The organism is Bradyrhizobium sp. 61, from assembly GCF_023073075.1.
In the GTDB taxonomy this organism is placed as follows: domain Bacteria; phylum Pseudomonadota; class Alphaproteobacteria; order Rhizobiales; family Xanthobacteraceae; genus Bradyrhizobium; species Bradyrhizobium barranii.
This window is the reverse complement of the sequence record NZ_JADPIU010000026.1, coordinates 17,771-39,576: the sequence shown is the minus strand read 5'-3', so window position 1 is coordinate 39,576 and position 21,806 is coordinate 17,771. Positions and strand designations below refer to the sequence as shown.

The following is a 21,806-nucleotide window of genomic DNA, read 5'->3' as shown; positions in this document are numbered from 1 at the left end:
GCGCGACGCAGCTTTTGGAGGCCACGCGCATGCGCGTGGCCTTTTGCGTTTGCGGCTCAGGCGGCGTGGACCGAGCTCAGGAATTTTGCGACTTCCTGCTTCAGCCGGTTGCTGTCCGAAGACAGCGAGCGCGCCGCCGAGAGCACCTGCGAGGAGGCCGAGCCGGTCTCGGAGGCGCCGCGTTGGACGTCGCCGATATTGGTCGAGACGCGCTGCGTGCCGTGAGCGGCCTGCTGGACGTTGCGGGAGATTTCCTGTGTGGCGGCGCCTTGCTCTTCCACGGCCGCCGCAACCGTCGACGAGATCTCCGACAGCCGCTCGATGGTGCCGCTGATCTCCCGGATCGAGCCGACCGACTCCTCCGTCGCGGCCTGGATGCCGGAGACCTGCTGGGCGATCTCGCCCGTGGCCTTCGCGGTCTGCTCAGCCAGCGCCTTGACCTCGGAGGCGACCACGGCAAAGCCGCGACCGGCCTCGCCCGCACGCGCCGCCTCGATCGTTGCGTTCAGTGCCAGCAGATTGGTCTGGCCGGCAATCGTGCTGATCAGCTCGACCACGTCGCCGATGCGGGCGGCGGCCTTGGACAGCTCACCGACCCGTTCGTTGGTCCGCGTTGCCTGCCCGACGGCCTCGCTGGCGATGCGGGCGGATTCCTGCACCTGGCGGGCGATCTCCGAGACCGAGGAGGACAGCTCCTCGGTCGCCGAGGCAACGGCCTGCACATTGGCCGAGGCCTCCTGGGAGGCGCTGGCGACTTCCGTCGACAGATCCTGGGCGCGCGTTGCCGTCGTGGTCAGGGTGCCCGCGGAAGCCTCGAGCTCGTTTGATGCCGACGACACGGTGTCGACGATCTCGCCGACCGCTCGTTCGAACTGATTGGCCAGGTTTCGCATATCGGCCTTGCGGCTCTCCGCCTGCCGCGCCTCGACCTCGACCTGCTCGTGGCGCAGGCGGTCGGTCTCGACCATGCTCTCCTTGAACACCTGGATCGCCTTGGCCATGTCGCCGATCTCGTCGCGATTGCCACGGCCGGGGATCTCGATCTTGAGATCGCCACCGGCGAGGGCTCCCATCGCCCGGGTCATCGTGGTCAGCGGTCCGACGATGCTGCGCGCGATCAGGAAGGCGACGAGGCCGCCGAACAGGATCGCAAGGCCGCCGGCGACTTCCTGAATCCAGGTCGTGCTGGCAATGACGCCATCGGCGGCCGCGCGCGACTTCTGGTAGTCGGCCTTCAATCCGGTCTCCGCCACCTTGAGCTTGTCGACGCTATCGCTGATCAGAGGGGCGATCTCGTTGCGGTAGATTTCATCGGCCTGGAGGATTGCGGCGGAGGTCGTTTCGAAGGCCCCCTTGTAGGTCGAAAGTGAACTCTTGATCGGCCCGAACGCGGCCTTGACCTCGTCCGGCAGACCGGCCCCCTCAAGTGACTTGAGTGCTTGCTGCGCCCGATCGACATTGGTCCTGAAGGTCGCCGGCCCCTTTGCGTCCCGGACGGCGAGGAAGCGCCAGTTTGAGACACGAACAAGGAGGATCTTGGATTCGAGATCGGCGACGGGGGCGGTCACGCTGGTATCTTCGGTTGCACGCGCGGCGTCGACCAGCTTGCCGGTATTGGCGGTCAGCTCGTCGCCGCCGGCAAGCAGAATGGCCTTGCCTTTCGTCGTTTCGTTGACGGCAGCGCCCATGCGCTCGCGCAGGGACTTCATCTTGTCGACGTCGCCGACGAGGCCATTGTAGATCTTGAGCCGCTCCTCGGAGACCGTCGACTTGGCCGCGGCCCTCAACAGCTCCGCCGTCGCCGCCTCCCGCTCCGCAGCCTCCTTGAAGGCCGGCTCGTTGGCGTCATAGATGTAACGCAGATTGGCACGCCGCAGCGCCTGGAGGTTGATCGAGATTTCCTGAACGCGGGCGGTGTTGTCCGAGAGCGCGGAGAGCCGCGCCATCTGGCCCTGGACGGCCCACAAATTCCAGACCGCAACCGCGGCCATGATCAAACCAACGACCACGAGAACCGAAAATCCGGCGTAGAGACGCCCCCGAATTCTCAAACGCAAGCTCGGCATCACTGTCCACCCATTGCAGCAGAAAAGCAGAAGCAGCCGACGACCTTGGCGCGATTGCAAGCGACTGATCATTGCAACCACGCCTGCGAGATTCGCGCTGCGCTGCCGTACAATGCGGAACAATTGTTAATTGCGGCTGTATTTTACCGGTGTCGAATACGGAGAAGCCGACGAAGACACCACCGTATTCCGGACATCAAGCGGTGGCGCGCGCGAGCGATGTCCTCATCCCACCACGCCGCAATGGCAGGTCCACGCGCATGCGCGTGGACCTTTGCTTTTGCGGGTCCGCGCCGGTCAGGCGGCGTGGACCGAGTCCAGGAACTTCGCGACTTCCTGCTTCAGCCGGTTGCTGTCTGAAGACAGCGAGCGCGCCGCCGAGAGCACCTGCGAGGAGGCCGAGCCGGTCTCGGACGCGCCGCGCTGGACGTCGCCGATATTGATCGAGACGCGCTGCGTGCCATGGGCGGCCTGCTGGACGTTGCGGGAGATGTCCTGCGTCGCCGCGCCCTGCTCTTCCACGGCGGCGGCAACCGCCGACGAGATTTCCGACAGCCGCTCGATGGTGCCGCTGATCTCACGGATCGAGCCGACCGACTGCTCGGTCGCGGCCTGGATGCTCGAAATCTGCTGGCCGATCTCGCCGGTCGCCTTCGCGGTCTGCTCGGCCAGCGCCTTGACCTCGGAGGCGACCACCGCAAAGCCGCGGCCGGCCTCGCCGGCGCGCGCGGCCTCGATGGTGGCGTTCAGCGCCAGGAGGTTGGTCTGGCCGGCGATCGTGCTGATCAGTTCGACCACGTCGCCGATGCGGGCGGCCGCCTTGGACAGCTCGCCGACGCGCTCATTGGTCCTGCTTGCCTGACCGACGGCCTCGTTGGCGATCCGGGCGGATTCCTGCACCTGGCGGGCGATCTCGGTGACCGAGGAGGACAGCTGCTCGGTCGCGGACGCCACCGCCTGCACATTGGCCGTGGCCTCCTGTGACGCCGACGCCACCTCGGTCGACAGATTTTGCGCGCGCGTCGCGGTCGCCGTCAGGGTGCCCGCCGACGCCTCCAGCTCGTTCGATGCCGACGACACGGTGTCGACGATCTCGCCGACCGCCTGCTCGAACTGGTCGGCGAGCCGGACCATGTCGGCCTTGCGGCTCTCCGCCTGCCGCGCCTCGGTCTCGGTCTGCTCCGTGCGCAGCCGTTCGGTGTCGATCATGTTGGTCTTGAACACCTCGATCGCCTTGGCCATGTCGCCGATCTCGTCGGCCTTGCCCCGCCCGGGAATCTCGACCTCGAGATTGCCGCCGGCCAGCAACCCCATCGCGCGTGTCATCGAGGTCAGGGGACCAACGATGCTGCGGGCGATCAGGAAGGCGACGATCAATCCGAACAGGGTGGCAAGGCCGCCCGCGATCGCCTGCACGGTGGTCGTGCCGTCAATTACGGCTTCGGCCTGGCTGCGCGACTCCTTGTAGTCCTTCTTCAAGGCGGCTTCCGCGACCTTGAGCTTGGCGATGCTGTCGACGATGAGGGGCGCGAGGCTCTTGTGGTAGATCTCGTCGGCCTGGAGCATCGCGGCCGACGTCGTCTCGAACGCGGATTTGTAGATTCCGAGCGAGGTCTTCACCGGCGCGAGCGTCGTGCGCAGTTCGGTCGCCTGCGGGCTCTTTTCGAGCGCCGAGAGGCGCTGCGACGCCCTGTCCACATTGGTTCTGAAGTTGGCGGGCCCCTTGCTGTCGCGCAGGGCCAGGAAACGCCAGTTCGCGATCTGGACGAGAAGGAGCCTGGATTCGAGGTCCGCAACGAGGGCCCCGGTGTCTTCGTCGACGGCTGCGCGCGCCACATCGACCAGCTTGCCCATCTTGACAGTCAGTTCGTCACCGCTCGGCAGCAGCGTCGCCTTGCCGGTCCGCGCCTCGTTGACGGCGTCGCCGAGATTGTCACGCAAGCTTCGCATTTTCGCGATGTCGGCGATCAGATCGTTGTAGAGCTTCCGCCGCTCCTCGGAGAGCGTCCCCTGCGCCCCGACCTTCAACAGCTCGGTCGCCGCGGTCTCCCGCTCTGCGGCCTCCTTCATTGCGGGCTCGCTGGCGTCGTAGATGTAGCGCAGATTGGCGCGCTGGATCGCCTGAAGATGGGTCGAGACCTCCAGGACCCGCGCCGTGCTGTCAGAAAACGCCGAAGCCTTTGCGACCTGGTCCTGCACGGACCGCAAATTCCAGATGGCGACCACCGCCATCACGAGACCAACCGCCACCAAGGCCATGAAGCCTGCGTACAGGCGCCCCCTGATCCGCAAACGAAAGTTCGGCATTCCCACTGTCCACCCAGGTGCATGTGAATTCGGGCGGACGAACGACCCCGGCAATCGTCACGGCCACCCCCGGCAGCCGCGAGTCGCTTTTCGGCACCCACGCTGCACCGCGGTACAATGAGGGACACTCGTTAATTGAACCTTCCGATTTTTCGCGCATGTGTGCGCCGGCCCGCACAGGACCTGCTGATTTTATCGGCAGTTGCGCAGGTTTCGATGCAAAGCCCGCAGCCGCTTGCAGAGCGCTGCACGCGTCGCCGGGATGGATGTCTATTGAGCGACCGTCCCCTGCAATTTGCCGAGCGCGTTCTCGACGACTTCCAGCGTGTAGGGCTTCTGGACCACCGGCGCGGACGCCAGCTCTTCCGGGATCGGCGCGCGCTCGCCATAGCCGGTCGCGAACATGAAGGGCACGCCGATCTCCTTCAGCTTCTCGGCCACCTTGATGCTGCTCTCGTTGCCGAGGTTGAGATCGAGCAGCGCAAAACCCGGACGCGTGCGCTCGATCGCGCGCAACGCCTGGTCGACGCTCGCCGCGGTATCGACATGGCGGGCACCGAGATCGAGCAGGATGACTTCCGCCGCCATGGCGATGATCAAATTGTCCTCGACGATCAGTGCCGTCTCGGAAATTCGCGGACGGGCGGGTTGCTGCTCCTCGACGCGCATAGCGGCTCCTGCGATTGATGGGACCAGTTCGACGAAATTGGGCGGGATGACGAATTTGGCCTGGACGCCCAGCAGGTCGAAGCGGATTTCGGCTTCGCCCTTGAGGTCGAACGGCACCGAGCGCTCGATGATGGTGGTGCCGAAGCCGCGGCGCGACGGCGGCTGCACCGGCGGCCCGCCGCTCTCCTTCCACTCGATCTCGAGGCTCGAATTCGGATCGAGCCGCCAGACCACCTCGACCTGGCCGGTGGAATCCGCGAGCGCGCCGTATTTGGCGGAATTGGTCATCATCTCGTGCACGACCAGCGCCAGCGTCGCGAACGCCTTGGGATCGAGCGCGACATCGGGCCCGCCCATCTTCACGCGGCCGGCGCGCGCGCCGAGATAGGCGCCGGCCTCGGACTCGACCAGCGAGCGCAGCGCGACCGGCGCCCAGTTCAAATTGGTGATCTGGTCGTGGGCGCGGGCCAAGGCCTGGATGCGGCCGCCGAGCACGCCGGCGAACTCCTCGACCGACGTGGCGGTGTCCTTGCTCTGCGCCACCAGCGCGCGGACGAGGCTCAAAATGTTGCGGACGCGGTGATTGAGCTCGGCGATCATCAGCTCCTGCCGCTCCTGCGCGCCGCGACGCTCGCGGGCGGCAAGGTCGGACAGTTGCAGGATCACTTCAAGCAGCGTGACGCGCAGGCTCTCGGCGATGCGGATGTCGGCCGTGGACCACGGTTTCGACTGGCCCGCCACCGTTTCCTGCCAGAGCTCAAAGCTCTTGCGCGGCGTCAGTCGCGGTCCGTTCGGTCCCTCGTCATAGACCTTGTCGGGCGCGCCGGCCCAGTTCACCGAGCGCACGACCTCGCGCCGGAAGAAGATCAGGCAATCGCGCGGAGTCCGCGAGATCGGAATGGCGAGGAATCCCGCCGCGCGGTCGCGAAAGGACTGGCCGGCGGCATAGACCTTGGCAATCTCGGCACTGGCGAAAATCCGTCCCGGCGAGGTCCGGTTGATGAAGGCAACCAGCTCCTTCACCTCGTCCTCGGTCGGCGTCTGGCCCTGAAGCGTGATCTTGTTGTCGGACCACACCGCCACGCCGTCGCAATCGATCATCCCGCGATAGTCGCCGAGGAAGTCGACAATCGCGCGCCGACTGTGCTCGTGCGAGGCCGCGGTCTCGATCAACCGCTCCTGCACCTGGTGAGCGCGCATCTCGTAGGCGACATTGCCCTCGCGCTCGCGCCCCTCCACGATCCAGGAGAACATCTGCCCGAACAGCTCGGACGCGGTGCGCTTCTCGAACGAGATGTAGCGCGGCGAATAATGGTGGCAGGCGAACAGGCCCCACAGCTTGCCGTCGCGCAGGATCGACACCGACATCGAAGCCCCGACGCCCATGTTGCGCAGATATTCGATGTGAATCGGCGAGACCGAGCGCAGCACGCTCATGGAGAGATCGAGCAGCCCAGCATTGTGCGTGGCCGTCGAAAACAATGCGGCTGGTTTCGAATTGATATCGGCGATGATGCGCAGCCAGTTGCGCTGATAAAGGATGCGGGCCTGCTTGGGGATGTCGGAGGCCGGATAGTGCAGGCCGAGGAACCGTTCGAGGCCGGCTTCCGCAGCTTCAGCGATCACCTCGCCCGATCCGTCCGGATGAAACTGATAGACCATGACGCGGTCGAACCCGGTCAGGACCTTGAGCTGGCGCGCCGCCTCGCGGGCGAGCTCGGTCATGCCGCGCGTCTTGCGGATTCGCTCCAGCATCAGGCGGACGAGCTCGCCGGAATTGACGCCGGGCTCGTTGACGCTGGGCTCCGCCTCGATGACCAGATAGGCTCCGGAGAAGTGGATGGAGAGATCGTAAGGCGGTTTGCCGGCCTGGAGCTCGACACCGAACATGCGCTCGGTCGTATCGGGGCCGCTGAGATGATCGACGCGGCTGCGAATGGTCTCGACGGCGGCTTCCGAGATGACGCGCGACAGCGGCTGCTGGAGCAGGTCGGCGACGTCAGTCCCGAGAAAGCTGTCGACATTGTCGGAGGCCATGCAAATCGTGAAATCCGACAGCACCGTGAGCAGGAAGCCGAACGGCTGGACGCTGCCGGGGATGTGGATCGGCTCGCGATCGCAATTGGTGAGATTGACCGCCTCGTTCATGCGCGGTCCGCCGCCTGCTCGAAGGCCGCGAAGGCGAGACGTGCCGATTCGATCGTCTCGTCCGCGTCGCAATCCTCTTCGTTTTGAAGTTTCGCCAGAAAGCTCTGCCAGAGCCGTTTGCCCGCGCCATGGCTGAGATAGGCGGTGGCCTCGCCGATGCGCGGATCGCCCGCATCCGCGACCGCCTTCAGTAGAAACTTTGCGCCGAGCCGGGAGCCCTCCAGAACGTATAACGTGCCGAGCATGCCACTGCGCGTCAGCGGCGGCACGGACACGGTGGATTGTGCGGCGCTGCCGAGCTGCGCGAGATCGGCCGCGATCGCGGCGCTACGCGCTCGCTCCCGCCAATCCGGAAACATCTTGGCGACGCCGGCCTGCACAAGCGCAGCTTCGAGCGGAAGAAGTGCGCCGGCGCTGGCTTGCAGGAAGCGGCGGTAACCGGACAGGACTGTGAGGTCGAACGACGAAAGCTGCGCATCGAGCTCCCGGTGCGCATTCGCAGTCGCATCTCTCAATCGTTCGCGGAGTCCGGAAAAGCTGCGGCCCACCTGTGTTGAAACGTCCGAAACCCCAGCCAGCATGAAATGTCCCAAACGCGTGCGATGCCGGGGGCGCGATTGCCTCCGAACCGAGCAAACGTCCGGCGGAACCCGAAGGTTCCGCCGGCTACGATAAAATGGGAGGCAGGCGGCACCTGGATCTCGTCCGTTTGTCTAACTCCGTCGCACCGGTCTCCTCAGTTCGTACGCGATCTCCGCCCGGGTCATGCCGCAGTCCTGAAGCTCCCGGTCGCTCATGGCGGCGAGCTGGTACCGGGCCCGCGACCGTTCGCGCCTGACATGGACAATCGCTATCAGCCTGCGCCAGATCGACACGACCATCGCCGAACGAGGCCGACGGCACCGGTCGGCGGACGAGATGGTCCTCAATCCGGTCAGCTCGCGGCCCTCACGGGCGTCTGCGGAAACGGACCGAGCGCCTTCTCGGTCAGGGTCGAGTCGCAATATTCCCGGATCTCCTTGATCTTCCCGTCCTCGAGACGAAACACCAGGCAGTAGTCGTTGTCGTAGCGCACGCCCTCGGGCGTGACGTTGTCGCCCTTGGCTTCCACCGCGACGACGTCGCCATCGGCGATGAAACGGTGAGCTACGGTGCGGGTCCGGTCGCGCAAGCGGGTGCGCACATAACCGTGCAGATCGTTGAGGATCGCCTCCTTGCCGGTGAAGGTGCGCGACCAGGAATACTGGCCGGTGACGACCCATCTGGCATCGTCGGCAAGGCTTGCGGCGAACAGAGCCCGATCGCGCGCGGCCGGATCGGGGCTGGCGGCGGCGGCAAAGATATCCTGCATCAGTTTCTTGTTGGCGCTCGCGCTCATGGCGGCATCTCCGTTTGGTGGCAACACGGAGATCATCCCTGCCGGATAAGAATTCTTCAAATCGATAGTGGATATGATATCTATTCGCCTTATGAATTTGAATTCGCTTGACCTCAATCTCCTGACCGCGCTCGACGCGCTGCTGCGCGAGGCCAATGTCAGCCGGGCCGCGCTTCGGATCGGGCTGTCGCAGCCGGCCGCGAGCCATGCGTTGCAACGCCTGCGCGACATCTTCGGCGATCCGCTGCTGGTGCGCACCGGCGCGCGCATGGAGCTGACGCCGCGGGCGCAAGCCCTCCGCGCACCGCTGGCCCAGGCGCTCGACCAGGTGCGCGGGCTGTTCATACCCGACGACTTCGACGCCGCGCGCAGCGAGCGGCAATTCCGCCTGATGATGCCGGATCTCGCGGTCGAGCTGCTGATGCCGCCCTTGATGGAAAAAGTGACGCGGGCCGCGCCCAACGTCCGTATCGACGTCGTACCGTGGCGGGGCCCTGCGATCTTCCACGCCGAGTTCGCCCGCACCATCGACCTCGTGATCTCGATCGGCAACGCCTTCAAGGGCTTTCACCGCCAGTTGCTCTACACCGACAGCGACGCGCTGGCGGTGCGGCGCGGCCATCCCATGGCTGCGAAGCTGAAGCGGCGCGAGACGTTCCTGGCGGCACGCCATGTCGGCGTGATCATCCGCGGCCAACCGGAGGATCTCATCGACACCTGGCTGCGGACCAAGGGCATCGAGCGGCACATTTCGCTGGTGGTGTCAGGCTATCTCGAAGCGCTGCACGTCGCCGCCCGCACCGACCTCGTCGCCTTCGTGCCGCGCCGGCTGATCGCGGCGCTGTCGAAGCAGTTCGGCCTCGTCACGGTGACGCCGCCGCTCGATCCCGGGATCGACGAACAGTTCATGTTCCATCCGACCCGCGCACAGATGGACCCGGGCTCGATCTGGCTGCGGCGGCTGATGCTGGCGACGGGACGGGAATTGGACCAAGCCAAGCGCAAGCTATCGTAGGGTGGGCAAAGCAAAGCGTGCCCACCACTTCTTTCATAGCGCGGATAGATGGTGGGCACGGCGCTTCGCGCCTTTGCCCACCCTACAAGAACCTTACGCCTTCTGCGCGTCCATCACCTTGCGCACGGCGGGGCGGTCTGACATGCGCTTGAAGTGATCGGCGATCTTCGGCGTGGCATTGATGTCGACGCTGTCACCCTCGAGCCAGAGCGAGAGCGTGTGGAGGTAGGGATCGCAGATCGTGAACTGGTCGCCCATCACCCAGGGACCTTTGAACATCTTCTGCTCGATCAAGGAGAAGCAGGCGCCCATGCTCTTCGGCACCATCGCCTTCATGTCGGCGAACGAGCTCTCCTGCGTCGCCCAGCGCGCGCCGCGCATCTTGTGGGCATGGTTGATGTGCGCGGTCGAGCAGAGATAGGAATTGAACGACTGCACCTGGGCGAAGTCGAAGGGATCGTCGAGCGGCGCGAGCTTCGCCTTGGGGAAGGTCTGCGCGATGTAGGCCAGCATCGCAGGCGTCTCGGTCAGCACGCCGCGATCCGTCACCAGCGCCGGCACGCGGCCCTTCGGATTGATCGCGAGATAGTCCGGGCTGTTCTGCTGGTTATCCTTGAAGCTCAGCCGTTCAGCCGTGTAGTCGGCGCCGGCCTCCTCCAGGGTCATGTAGGTGGCGAGCGCGCAGGTGCCGGTCGCGTAGTAGAGCTTGAGCATGTCGGACCTCATGGGAAAATTGGAAACTAACGGCTGCGGGCCGCCAGGTCCATAGCACGGCGTTCTCCGTGCTTTTGCTCTTCGCAGTTGCCCACCGCCGCCCGCCTGTGCCAAGACGCCCGCAATCGGAGGGGTTTTGTCATGACCGTACTCATCGCCGGTGGCGGCATCGGCGGGCTGACGCTTGCGCTCAGCCTGCACGGAATCGGCGTTCCCGTAAAAGTGTTCGAGGGCGTCGCGGAACTGAAGCCGCTCGGGGTCGGCATCAACGTGCTGCCGCATGCGGTGCGCGAGCTGATCGAGCTCGGGCTGATGGACCGGCTGGACGAAAGCGGCGTGCGGACCCGCGAGCTCGCCTATTTCTCCAAGCACGGCAAGCCGATCTGGAGCGAGCCGCGCGGCCTGGAAGCCGGCTACAAATGGCCGCAGTTCTCGATCCATCGCGGCACCCTCCAGCAGCTCCTGCTCGACACTGCGGTCGAGCGGCTCGGCCGCGACAACATTTTGACCAGCCATCATCTGACCGGCTGGACCGAGACGGCGGGCGGCGTCCGCGCCGACTTCATCGACAAGACGAGCGGCAAGGCCGCCGGCACTTACGAGGGTGCGATCCTGATCGCCGCCGACGGCATCCATTCCGCCGTGCGAGAAAAGCTCTATCCGCAGGAGGGACCGCCGATCTGGAACGGCCGCATCCTCTGGCGCGGCGTCACGCCGTCAAAGGCGTTCCTCACCGGCCGCACCATGATCATGGCCGGGCACGAGATCCTGAAATTCGTCTGCTATCCGATTTCGAAGGCGCCGGACGCAGCGGGCAACCACCTGATCAACTGGGTTGCCGAGCGCCACATGCCGCCGACCTATCAGTGGCGGCGCGAGGACTATAACCGCACCGCGCGGCTCGAGGAGTTTCTGCCCTGGTTCGAGAGCTGGCAGTTCGACTGGCTCGACGTCCCCGGCCTGATCAAGAACTGCCCGCACGCCTACGAATATCCGCTGGTCGACCGCGATCCGGTGTCGCAATGGACCTTCGGCCGCGTCACGCTGATGGGCGACGCCGCGCATCCGATGTACCCGATCGGCTCGAACGGCGCCTCACAGGCGATCCTCGATGCCCGCACCATCACGCGCGAGATCCTGGCGCATGGCCCGACGACTGCGGCGCTGCTCGCCTATGAGGCCGAGCGCAGGCCCGCGACCACCGACCTCGTCCTGCTCAACCGCAAGAACGGCCCCGAGCAGGTGATGCAGCTCGTCGAGGAGCGCGCGCCTGACGGCTACGACGTCGTCACCGACGTGCTGTCGCAGCAGGAGCTGGAAGACATCGCCGCCAACTACAAGCGCGTCGCAGGCTTCCAGGTCGAGGCGCTGAATGCGAAGCCGCCGATCGTGAGTGCTGGTGCGCGCGCGTGAGGGTGTGATGCTCTCGCTCAAAGCGAGATGCTCATAAATGCGCCCTCGCCCCTTGTGGGAGAGGGCGGCGACGCTGGCAGATGCGGGCTCACTTGGGTGAGGGGTCTGTCTCCACGAGTCCAACTCGCATTTGAGTTCGCGGAGACATACCCCTCATCCGGCGCCATAGCCGAAGCTTCGCTTCGGCGTTCTCTTAAGAACGGCGGCCCGAAGGCCGCCTATGCCACCTTCTCCCGCAAGGGGAGAAGGGAAGAGGAATGCGCGGCTCGACTATTTCCCCACCACCCTCGCCGCTTCCAGCAGCCGTTCGCTGGCGCTCGCCGTCGCCAGCACCGTGCCGTCTTCCGCCATCAGCTTCGCCTCGACGAACGCAATCGTCTTGCCGAGCTGCGTCACCTTGGCCTCGCCGATGATCGGACCGGGCCTTGCGGGGCTGAGGAAATTCACGGTCATGCTGATCGTGGTGGTGTAGAGCCGGCCCTCGCTCATCACCAGCACGGCCGGCCCCATCGTGTCGTCGAGCATGGCAGAGAGCATGCCGCCCTGGATGAAGCCCGCCGGATTGCAGAACTCGGGCTTGCCCTCGAAAGCGAGCCTGATCCAGCCCTCCTCCGGACGGGCATCGAGCAGGCGCCATCCGAGCAGCTCGGCGCAGGGCGGCCTTGGAAAGTTATCGAGTGCGGTCTTGACCATTGGCAGCCTCCGTATCGGGCGCTGATAGCTTAGCGCTGCTGCCAGCGCGCTGTCAGGAAGGTGGGGCCGCTGAAGGGTCCAGGGCGTGCGCGATCACCTTGCGCATGACGTTGGGCAGCGCTTCACCGGCGAGGATCGCGATCGGCACCCAGCGCATGCCTTCGGGCGCGCGCGTGCGCGCTTCGGCCTTCGCCGTGTAGACCACCAGTTCCAGCGGAAAATGCGTGAACACGTGGGTGACGACGCCCACCTTGCGCTGCCAGCGCGACAGCCCCTTCAGGTCGGGCGCTTGCTGCTTCGCCGTCGCGTCCTCCTGGCCGGCCAGCCAGTCCGAGCCCGGCACCTCGGTCATGCCGCCAAGGAGGCCTTTTTCGGGCCTCGAGCGGACCAGCAGCTCGCCGCCGCGCGTCACGACGAAGGCAGCCCCGCGCCGCAACGTTCCGCTCTTCTTCGGCGCCTTGCGCGGAAACGTTTCCTGCGTCGCTAGCGCACGCGCGGTGCAATCCTCATTGAGCGGACAGAGCGAGCAGGCCGGCTTCTTCGGCGTGCAGATCGAGGCGCCCAGATCCATCAGCGCCTGCGCGCTGTCGCCGGCGCGAGACGTCTCGTCGCCGGCGCGAGCGTCCGCAAGCAGCGTCGCCGCCAGTTGCTGGATCAGCGGCTTGGCCTGCGGCAGCTCCTCCTCGACGGCGAACAGGCGCGACACCACGCGCTCGATGTTGCCGTCGACCGGCATGGTGCGGCGGTCGAACGCGATCGCAGCGATCGCGGCTGCCGTATAGGGCCCGATCCCCGGCAGCGCGCGCAGCCCCTCTTCCGTGTCGGGAAACACACCGCCGTGCTCGCGCGTCACGGCGACCGCGCAGGCATGGAGATTGCGCGCGCGGGAGTAATAGCCGAGCCCGGCCCACATCCGCAGCACGTCATCCTGCGAGGCCCGCCCCAGCGCCGTGACATCCGGCCAGCGCGCGACGAACTTTTCGAAATAAGGGCCGACGGCTTTCACGGTGGTCTGCTGGAGCATGATCTCCGAGAGCCAGACGCGGTAAGGGTCCGAGATCTCGCCGGGCATCGCGCGCCATGGCAGACGGCGGCGATGGCGGTCGTACCAGGCGAGCAACAGCGTTGGGCGAGCCGATGCCTCCGACTGAATTGGTTCCGACTTGGCCATTAGTGCCGATTTGGGGCTCATGCTCTCACTGTAGCGGCAACGCGCCGGCCTCTCCACGTCATGCCCCCGCTCGTCGCGGGCATCCACGTCTTTCTTCGCGGACCGCTCTCCAATGGTGAGGCCTGTCCTCCGAAGTGCTATAAGGCTCCATGTCCAAATTCCCTCCCAGACCCGGTCCCATCAGCGCCAAGCCGCTTTCGCTGCTGCTCAACGACGTCTTTGCCGAGGCCTATGCCAAGCAGGGTTTTGCCGCGCGCGAGCTGGTGACCCGGTGGGCGCAGATTGCCGGGCCGGAGATTGCGGCCCATGCCGAGCCTTTGAAGATGCAATGGCCGCGGCCGGTCGAGGGCCAGCCGCAGGAGCCGGCGACCCTGGTGCTGCGGGTCGAGGGGCCGATGGCGCTGGAGATCCAGCACTCCGCCGACGTGATCCTGGAGCGGGTCAATCGCTTCTTCGGCTGGAGCGCGGTCGGCAAGCTCGCCTTCCGCCAGGCCCCCCTGTCGCGCGCCCGGCCGCCGGTCCGGCCCGGTCCGCCGGATCCCAAATCGGTGGCCAAGGTGGCGGAGAGCCTGGGGGACATCGAAGATGAAGAATTGAAGACAGCGCTGGCGCGGCTCGGGGCCGCCATCAAGCGAAATTGAGCCTCATTCCGCAGGTAATCTGGACCCGTCCCTGTCGCTCGCCATTGCCTCGAACTACGTTTCAAGCTAGCGACAGGCCGCCTGAACGGGAACTTTGATAAGAACCTTGGGGCGAGACCACACCAATCCGGGAGCCGACCTTGATCATCACCCGCCGCGCCTTCAACACGATGCTGTCGCTGACCGGTCTTGCCGCGCTCGCCGGGCTGTCGCCGCTGCGGTTCATCTCCGAGGCGATGGCGCAGTCGGCCGCCGATGTGGCCAAGCCCGTGTCGCTGCCCGACATGGCACTCGGCCCCAAGGACGCCCCCGTCACCATCACCGAATATGCCTCGATGACCTGCCCGCATTGTGCGGCGTTCAACGAGCAGGTGTTCCCCAAGATCAAGTCGGAATACATCGACACCGGCAAGGTGCGTTACATCTTCCGCGAGTTCCCGCTCGACATCAAAGCCGCCGCCGGCTCGATGCTGTCGCGCTGCATCGCCAAGGACGACGCGTCGAAATATTTCGCGGTCACCGACATGCTGTTCCGCCAGCAGAACGACTGGGTGCTGAAGAACACCACCGAGACGCTGACGCGGATCGGCAAGCAGGCCGGCCTCACCCAGCAGCAGGTCGAAGCCTGCCTGAAGGACCAGGCGCTGCTCGACAAGATCGCCGCCGACCAGAAATACGCCAGCGACGTTCTGAAGGTGGATTCGACGCCGACCTTCTTCATCAACGGCGAGAAGATCAAGGGCGAAGCCTCGTTCGATGAATTCGCCAAGAAGATCAATCCGCTGCTGAAGAGCTGATTTTCCCCGCTCAACGCCTGATTCGCATCTCGAAAGCCGTATCTTTCCCGGCATAAATCCCTTGGGAAAAGCGGTTTTCGCCGGTTGCCCTCGCGGCGCACCGCGGCCATTGTCCGACCGCATGAGGCGCCTCGCGCGACTCACCCAGAGAGTGACATTGCCTTCCATGGTATTGTCCCGGCAGGGGGATTCGCGCCTGCCAACAGAGATGCGTGCTTATGAAAATCACCCGCCTGCGCCTTCACGGCTTCAAGTCCTTCGTTGAGGCCACCGACTTCGTCATCGAACCCGGCCTGACCGGCGTGGTCGGACCCAACGGCTGCGGCAAGTCGAATCTCGTCGAAGCGCTGCGCTGGGCGATGGGCGAAACCTCGTACAAGTCGCTGCGCGCGGCCGACATGGACGCGGTGATCTTCGCCGGCTCCGGCAACCGTCCTGCGCGCAACCACGCCGAAGTGACGATGACGATCGACAACACCGATCGCACCGCGCCGGCGGCGATGAACGACAGCCAGCTGCTCGAAATCTCCCGCCGCATCGAGCGCGAGGCGGGCTCGGTCTATCGCATCAACGGCCGCGACGTGCGTGCGCGCGACGTGCAGATCCTGTTTGCCGACGCCGCCACGGGCGCGCGTTCGCCCGCCCTCGTCCACCAGGGCAAGATCGGCGAGATCATCCAGGCCAAGCCCGAGCAGCGCCGCCGCGTGCTGGAAGATGCCGCCGGCGTCGCCGGCCTGCACGCCCGCCGCCACGAGGCCGAATTGCGGCTGAAGGCCGCCGAAACCAACCTCACCCGCGTCGAGGACGTCATCGGCCAGCTCGCCGGCCAGATGGAAGGCCTGAAGAAGCAAGCCCGTCAGGCCGTGCGCTATCGCGAGGTCGCGGCCAAGGTCCGCAAGGCGGAAGCCACGCTGTTCCACCTGCGCTGGATCGGCGCGCATGCCGACGTCAACGAATCCGGCCAGACCCATGATCTCGCGGTTCGCGAGATGGCCGAACGCACCCAGCACCAGGCCGAAGCCGCCCGCATCCAGGCCATCCGCGCCACCGAAATGCCGGCGCTGCGCGATGCCGAAGCGCGCGCCGCAGCCGGGCTGCAGCGCCTGACCAATGCCCGCGAGCTGCTCGACCGCGAGGAAGAGCGCGCCAAGGAGCGTGTCGCCGAGCTTGAGCGGCGCCTCGCCCAGTTCGAGGGCGACATCTCGCGCGCCCAGCAGCAGACCATGGACGCCGACGTCGCGCTCCAGCGGCTCGACACCGAAGACGCCGAGCTGAAGGAAGAGATCAAGTCGCGGGTCGAGAAGCGCTCAGGTGTCGACGAGCGCGTCGGCGAAGCCGAGGCGGTGCTGACCGAAACCGAGCACCAGTTCGCCGAGCTCACCACGGCGCTTGCCGACCTCACCGCCAAGCGCAACCAGCTCGAAGCCAATGTCCGCACCCACCGCGACAAGCTCGCCCGCCTCGACCAGGAGATTTCGAACGTCGCGGCCGAGGAGCAGAAGCTTGCCGACGAGACCGGCGGCTTCGGCGATCTCGACGAGCTGACCGCAACGGTCGAGAACGCGGAGCAGACCCTTGCCGCTTCGGAAGCCGCGGCCCAGGCCAGCGAAGCTGCGCATGTTGCCGCGCGCCAGACGCTGGAATCCTCACGCTCGCCGCTCGTCGAAGCCGACAAGCGCGTGCAGCGCCTCGATACCGAGGCGCGCACGATCTCCAAGATCGTCAATGGCGAGACCAAGAATCTGTGGCCGCCGATCATCGACGGCATCACCGTCGACAAGGGCTTTGAGAAGGCGATCGGCGCAGCTCTCGGCGACGATCTCGATGCGCCGGTCGATCCGTCCGCGCCGATGCGCTGGACCAATGCCGGCGTCACCGACGGCGATCCGGAGCTGCCCGAGGGCGTCGTGCCGCTTGCGAGCCACGTTCAGGCGCCCGCCGAGCTGGCGCGCCGCCTGGCGCAGATCGGCGTGGTGCCGCGCGAGCGCGGCGCCGAACTGGTCTCGCAGCTCAAGACCGGCCAGCGGCTGGTCTCGCCCGAAGGCGACGTCTGGCGCTGGGACGGCTTTGTCGCCGCGGCCCACGCTCCGACCGGTGCGGCACGGCGCCTCGCCGAGCGCGCCCGCCTCGTCGACATCGAGAACGAGCTGGAGCAGGCCCGCATCGACGCGCAGATCAAGCGTCAGGCGCTGGAGAACGCCGAATCCGAACTGCAGATGGCCGCCAGCACCGAAGGTGCGAGCCGCGAGGCCTGGCGCGCCGCGCAGCGCGAGGTGAACGTCGCGCGCGAGCGCCATGCCACCGCCGAACGCGAGATCAGCCGCCGCGCCGCGCGCAAGGCGACGCTGTCGGAAGCCCATAGCCGTCTCGCCGCCGACCGCGCCGAGGCCGAGGCCGCGTACGAATATGCCGAGGCCGGCATCACCGAGCTGCCGTCGAGCGAGGACACCGAGACCCGTCTCGCCGCCGTCCGCAGCGATATCGAAGGCCATCGCCGCATGGCCGCCCAGGTCCGCGCCGAGGCGCAGGCGCTGGCGCGCGAGGCGGAACTCGCCGACCGACGCGTGCAGGCGATCCTCGCCGAGCGCACCGAGTGGCAGAACCGCAAGGAGAGTGCGGCCTCTCACATCGACACCATCCAGACCCGCATCACCGAGGTCTCGATCGAGCGCAGCGATCTCGAAAACGCGCCCGCCGTGTTCGCCGAGAAGCGCAGCGCGCTGATCACCGAGATCGAATACGCGGAAAACGACCGCCGCATGGCCGCCGACGCGCTCGCCTCGGCCGAGACCGCGATGGCCGAAACCGATCGCGTCGCCAAACTGACACTCGAAGCGCTGTCGAGCTCCCGCGAAGCAACCGCCCGCGCCGAGGAGCGCATGGAAGGCGCACGGCGCCGGCTCGAGGACATCGAGCGCGAGATCCGCGACATGCTGGAGGTCGAGCCGCAGGCCGTTGCCGGCCTCGCCGAGATCGAGCCCGGCGCCGAGCTGCCGCCGCTGCACGACATCGAGGAAGACCTCGAAAAGATGCGCCGCGACCGCGAGCGCCTGGGTGCGGTGAACCTGCGCGCCGAGGAAGAGCTGCGCGAGGTCGAGACCCAGCACACGGGCCTTGTCACCGAGCGCGATGACCTCGTCGAAGCCATCAAGCGGCTGCGCCAGGGCATCCAGAGCCTCAACAAGGAAGCGCGCGAGCGGCTCCTGACCTCGTTCGAGGTCGTCAACAACCACTTCAAGCGCCTGTTCGTCGAGCTGTTCGGCGGCGGCGAGGCCGCGCTGCACCTGATCGAGAGCGACGACCCGCTCGAAGCCGGTCTCGAGATCATCGCAAAGCCGCCGGGCAAGAAGCCGCAGACGCTGTCGCTGCTTTCGGGCGGCGAGCAGGCGCTGACCGCGATGGCGCTGATCTTCGCGGTGTTCCTCACCAACCCCTCGCCGATCTGCGTGCTGGACGAAGTCGACGCACCGCTCGACGACCACAACGTCGAGCGCTACTGCAACCTGCTGCACGAGATGACCAGCTCGACCGACACCCGCTTCATCATCATCACGCACAACCCGATCACGATGGCGCGGATGAACCGGCTGTTCGGCGTCACCATGGCCGAGCGCGGCGTGTCGCAGCTGGTGTCGGTGAGCCTGTCAGAGGCGGTGGACATTCTCGACCAGAACGTGGCTTGACGCTGCGGTCGCCCCACACCCATTGACGTCATCATCCGCGCAGGCGGATGATCCAGTAAGCCGCGGCTTCTCGGTTGACGGCACTATCTCGGAGTACTGGATGCCCCGCCTCCGCGGGGCATGACCGCGGATGATGATCTCACCCACCCTCCCCGCCGAACTGAAAGCCGCCCTCGACGGCAAGCTCCAGGGCTTCTCCCGCACCGACGCCGCACAGCGCTCGCAAAAAATCTCGACCGCCTATCGCGCAGGCGGCACCTCCGGCACCATCAAGTCGGAGGCCGATGCGCTCGCCTACGCGCTGGCGCGGATGCCGGCAACCTATGCGGCCGTGGCGGCCAGTCTGAATGCGCTGACCGAGATGGCGCCGGACCTCGCCCCGGAAACCCTGCTCGACGTCGGCGCAGGCCCGGGCACCGCGAGCTGGGCCGCTGCTGAGGCCTTTCCGTCGCTGCAGGATTTTACCCTGCTCGACGCCAACGCCACCCTCAGCCGTCTCGCGCTCGAACTCGCGCATGACAGCACGCGGCTTGCTGATTGCCGCTATCTGCCGGGCGACGCCGGTGCCAACCTCGCCGAGGTCTCGCAAGCCGATCTCGTCGTCGCGAGCTACGTCATCGGCGAGCTCAGCGAGACCGATCAGCGCAAGCTGGCGGAAACGATGTGGGCCAAGGCCCGCCACGCGCTGGTCGTGATCGAGCCCGGCACACCGGCCGGCTACGCGCGCATCCTCGCGCTGCGCCAGCAGCTGATCGCGCTAGGTGCCTACGTCGCCGCGCCCTGCCCGCACGAAAAGCCCTGCCCGCTCACGGCACCTGACTGGTGCCATTTCAGCCAGCGCCTGCCGCGCTCGCAGGCGCACCGCCAGATCAAGGGCGCCGACGTGCCGTTCGAGGACGAGCGCTTCATCTACATCGCCCTGACCCGGACAGCGCCCGCAACACGTGCCGCGCGCGTGCTGGCGCCGCCGGATGTCGGCAAGGCCGAGATCACAGCGAAGCTTTGCACGGAGGGCGGCCTCGCCATCACCAAGGTCCCGCGACGCGACAAGGCCGGCTATGCAAACGCCCGGCGCTGGCGCTGGGGCGACGCGGTCATTGCCGAAAGTTAACTTCGTCGGACGCTTTTGCCTTGAACTCGGATGGTTCCCCATTCGACCAAGTCTTACCTTCCTCTGCGCCGGGCTCTCGTCCTGCGCCAATTTGGTCTAGGCTGCGCCCGCCTTCTTTCCCCTTCAGGAGTTCTCCATGTCGACCGGCTGGATCGTTCTCGGCGTCATCGTCGTCCTCGTGTTCCTGGCGTTCAGCGCCTACAACCGGCTGGTGGCGCTGGGCCAGCGCGTCGGCCAGGCCTTTGCCGACATCGACGTGCAGCTCAAGCAGCGCCACGATCTGATCCCGAACCTGGTCGAGACGGTGAAGGGCTATGCTTCGCATGAGCGTGGCACGCTCGACGACGTCATCAAGGCGCGCAACTCGGCGATGTCGGCGCAGGGGCCGGCGCAGGTATCCGCCGCCGAGAACCAGCTCTCCGGCGCGCTCGGCCGGCTGATCGCGCTGTCGGAGGCCTATCCGGACCTCAAGGCCAACGCCAACTTCCAGCAGCTCGCCAGCGAGCTCTCCGACCTCGAGAACAAGATCGCGGCCAGCCGCCGCTTCTTCAACAACGCGGTCCAGGAATACAACACCGGCATCCAGCAGATGCCCGCCGCCCTGTTCGCCGGCATGTTCGGCTTCACCAAGAAGGACTTCTTCGATCTCGGCGCCAGCCGCACCGAAGTCGAGGCCACTCCGCAGGTGAAGTTCTGAGTTGAGCCGATAGGCCGGCAGGGCATCGCGTCATGGCCGCGTATGGTCTCTACACGCACATCGCCTCGAACAAGTTTCGTTCGATGCTGCTGCTCGCCGGCCTGTTCATGCTGGTCTACGTGCTGGTCTATGCCGGCGCGCTGGTTGCCGAAGTCGTCATCAACAGCAATGGCACTGTCGCCTACTATCTGAGCCGCGCTTTCCACGACCTCATCGTCGCCGCGCCGTTCGCGACGATCGCGGCGGCGGCCTGGATCGTCATCGCCTATTTCTTCCACCAGTCGATGATCGATGCCGTGACCGGCGGCCACGACGTCACCCGGCAGGAAGAGCCGCGGCTCTACAATCTGCTCGAAAACCTCTGCATCTCGCGCGGCATCACCATGCCGAAGCTGAAGATCATGGAGAGCCCGGCGCTGAACGCGTTCGCGACCGGCCTCAATCCGCGGCAATATTCGATCACCGTGACCACGGGTCTCCTCAATGCGCTTGATGACAAGGAGATCGAGGCGGTGCTGGGCCACGAGCTGACCCACATCAAGAACGGCGACGTGCAGCTCATGGTCGTCGCCGTCATCATCGCGGGCGTGGTCGGCTTCTTCGGCGAGTTGTTCTTCCGCCTGTTCACGAGTTTCAACTGGAGCTCCGGTTCCGGCGGCTCGTGGTCGTCGGGCTCGTCCTCATCGTCGCGATCGTCCTCGTCATCGAGCGACAGCAAGAGCTCCGGCGGCGGCGCGGTGATCGTGATCATCATCGCTGTCGTGTTGATCGTGGTGGCGTGGCTGTTGTCACAGGTGGTGAAGCTCGCGCTGTCGCGTTCGCGCGAATATCTCGCCGACGCAGGCTCCGTCGAGCTGACGAAAGATCCGGACGCCATGATCTCGGCGCTGCGCAAGATCGAGAACCGCGGCGAGCTGCCGGGCGCGACTTCGGCGGTGATGGAGCTCTGCGTCGACAATCCGCGCGAGGGCTTTGCCGATTTGTTCGCGACCCATCCCTCGGTGCAGTCCCGGGTCGACGCGCTGGTCAAGTTCGCCGGCGGCCATGATCCCGGCCCGCTGCCACCGCCCGACGAGGCGGACGAGCCTGAGGCACAGGTGGAGCGGCAGGGCGGCCCGCCGCCGTTGCGCCAGGGGCCTTGGGACGATGCAGGCGGCTCGGCCAGTCCGCCGCCCGTGCCCGCACCCTCCGGAACTGCAGCCGGCAATCCGATGGGCCCATGGGGCCGTCGTTAAGGGCGGGATTTTAAGCGACTTGCGAAGGGTTGCGTTGCGATTGGGAAAAACCTCGGAAATTGCCACAA

At 66.2% G+C, this 21,806-nt stretch carries 17 protein-coding genes; 8 read left to right on the top strand and 9 right to left on the bottom strand.

Annotation, left to right across the window (positions count from 1 at the left end):
* Positions 1-56: 56 nt before the first annotated feature.
* The 6 genes from IVB46_RS09215 to IVB46_RS09190 all read right to left on the bottom strand — a co-directional run bounded on the left by IVB46_RS09215 (position 57) and on the right by IVB46_RS09190 (position 8,568).
* On the bottom strand, positions 57-2,066 hold the full coding sequence (locus tag IVB46_RS09215) for a HAMP domain-containing methyl-accepting chemotaxis protein (RefSeq protein ID WP_247314312.1): 2,010 nt from the start codon (positions 2,064-2,066) through the stop codon (positions 57-59).
* A 297-nt stretch (positions 2,067-2,363) separates the two neighbouring features.
* Positions 2,364-4,373: a methyl-accepting chemotaxis protein gene (locus IVB46_RS09210; RefSeq protein ID WP_247342543.1), complete on the bottom strand. Its 2,010-nt coding sequence runs from the start codon at positions 4,371-4,373 to the stop codon at positions 2,364-2,366.
* A gap of 270 nt (positions 4,374-4,643) precedes the next feature.
* Entirely contained in the window at positions 4,644-7,190 is a 2,547-nt protein-coding gene (locus IVB46_RS09205; protein WP_247314316.1) for an HWE histidine kinase domain-containing protein, read from the bottom strand.
* Entirely contained in the window at positions 7,187-7,705 is a 519-nt protein-coding gene (locus tag IVB46_RS09200; RefSeq protein WP_247314318.1) for a biliverdin-producing heme oxygenase, read from the bottom strand. Before IVB46_RS09200 ends, IVB46_RS09205 begins: the two co-directional genes overlap by 4 nt.
* Positions 7,706-7,903: 198 nt before the next feature.
* On the bottom strand, positions 7,904-8,071 hold the full coding sequence (locus IVB46_RS09195; RefSeq protein ID WP_247314320.1) for a DUF1127 domain-containing protein: 168 nt from the start codon (positions 8,069-8,071) through the stop codon (positions 7,904-7,906).
* Positions 8,072-8,124: 53 nt separating this feature from the next.
* The gene (locus tag IVB46_RS09190; RefSeq protein ID WP_247314322.1) at positions 8,125-8,568 is read right to left on the bottom strand and encodes a nuclear transport factor 2 family protein; all 444 of its coding nucleotides are present in this window, start codon (positions 8,566-8,568) and stop codon (positions 8,125-8,127) included.
* 91 nt (positions 8,569-8,659) lie between these two features.
* Between IVB46_RS09190 and IVB46_RS09185 the strand changes: the two genes are divergently transcribed.
* Complete coding sequence (locus IVB46_RS09185) at positions 8,660-9,583, top strand: LysR family transcriptional regulator (protein WP_247314324.1); 924 nt, start codon at positions 8,660-8,662, stop codon at positions 9,581-9,583.
* A gap of 93 nt (positions 9,584-9,676) precedes the next feature.
* On the opposite strand, the gene IVB46_RS09180 is transcribed toward IVB46_RS09185, so the two are convergent.
* Entirely contained in the window at positions 9,677-10,297 is a 621-nt protein-coding gene (locus tag IVB46_RS09180) for a glutathione S-transferase family protein (protein WP_071917660.1), read from the bottom strand.
* A gap of 141 nt (positions 10,298-10,438) precedes the next feature.
* Between IVB46_RS09180 and IVB46_RS09175 the strand changes: the two genes are divergently transcribed.
* The gene (locus tag IVB46_RS09175) at positions 10,439-11,710 is read left to right on the top strand and encodes a flavin-dependent oxidoreductase (protein WP_247314326.1); all 1,272 of its coding nucleotides are present in this window, start codon (positions 10,439-10,441) and stop codon (positions 11,708-11,710) included.
* Between the two features lie 270 nt (positions 11,711-11,980).
* Here IVB46_RS09175 and IVB46_RS09170 read toward each other — a convergent pair whose 3' ends face one another.
* A complete protein-coding gene (locus IVB46_RS09170) occupies positions 11,981-12,403 on the bottom strand; it encodes a PaaI family thioesterase (protein ID WP_247314328.1) in 423 nt (140 codons plus the stop codon).
* 52 nt (positions 12,404-12,455) lie between these two features.
* Positions 12,456-13,595, bottom strand: coding sequence for an A/G-specific adenine glycosylase (gene mutY, locus IVB46_RS09165; RefSeq protein ID WP_247342539.1), 1,140 nt, complete (start codon positions 13,593-13,595; stop codon positions 12,456-12,458).
* A 128-nt stretch (positions 13,596-13,723) separates the two neighbouring features.
* On the opposite strand from mutY, the gene IVB46_RS09160 reads away from it, so the two are divergent.
* From IVB46_RS09160 to IVB46_RS09135, 6 genes are all read left to right on the top strand, one after another.
* The gene (locus IVB46_RS09160) at positions 13,724-14,215 is read left to right on the top strand and encodes a DciA family protein (RefSeq protein ID WP_028150718.1); all 492 of its coding nucleotides are present in this window, start codon (positions 13,724-13,726) and stop codon (positions 14,213-14,215) included.
* 140 nt (positions 14,216-14,355) lie between these two features.
* A complete protein-coding gene (locus IVB46_RS09155; protein ID WP_028150717.1) occupies positions 14,356-15,012 on the top strand; it encodes a DsbA family protein in 657 nt (218 codons plus the stop codon).
* Between the two features lie 218 nt (positions 15,013-15,230).
* Positions 15,231-18,695 carry a chromosome segregation protein SMC gene (gene smc, locus IVB46_RS09150; protein WP_247314331.1) on the top strand — a complete coding sequence of 1,155 codons (3,465 nt, stop codon included), beginning with the start codon at positions 15,231-15,233 and terminating at the stop codon, positions 18,693-18,695.
* A 130-nt stretch (positions 18,696-18,825) separates the two neighbouring features.
* Complete coding sequence (locus IVB46_RS09145) at positions 18,826-19,806, top strand: small ribosomal subunit Rsm22 family protein (RefSeq protein ID WP_247314333.1); 981 nt, start codon at positions 18,826-18,828, stop codon at positions 19,804-19,806.
* Between the two features lie 136 nt (positions 19,807-19,942).
* The gene (locus tag IVB46_RS09140; RefSeq protein WP_014497379.1) at positions 19,943-20,503 is read left to right on the top strand and encodes a LemA family protein; all 561 of its coding nucleotides are present in this window, start codon (positions 19,943-19,945) and stop codon (positions 20,501-20,503) included.
* A 32-nt stretch (positions 20,504-20,535) separates the two neighbouring features.
* Complete coding sequence (locus IVB46_RS09135) at positions 20,536-21,738, top strand: M48 family metallopeptidase (protein ID WP_247314336.1); 1,203 nt, start codon at positions 20,536-20,538, stop codon at positions 21,736-21,738.
* Positions 21,739-21,806 lie beyond the last annotated feature (68 nt).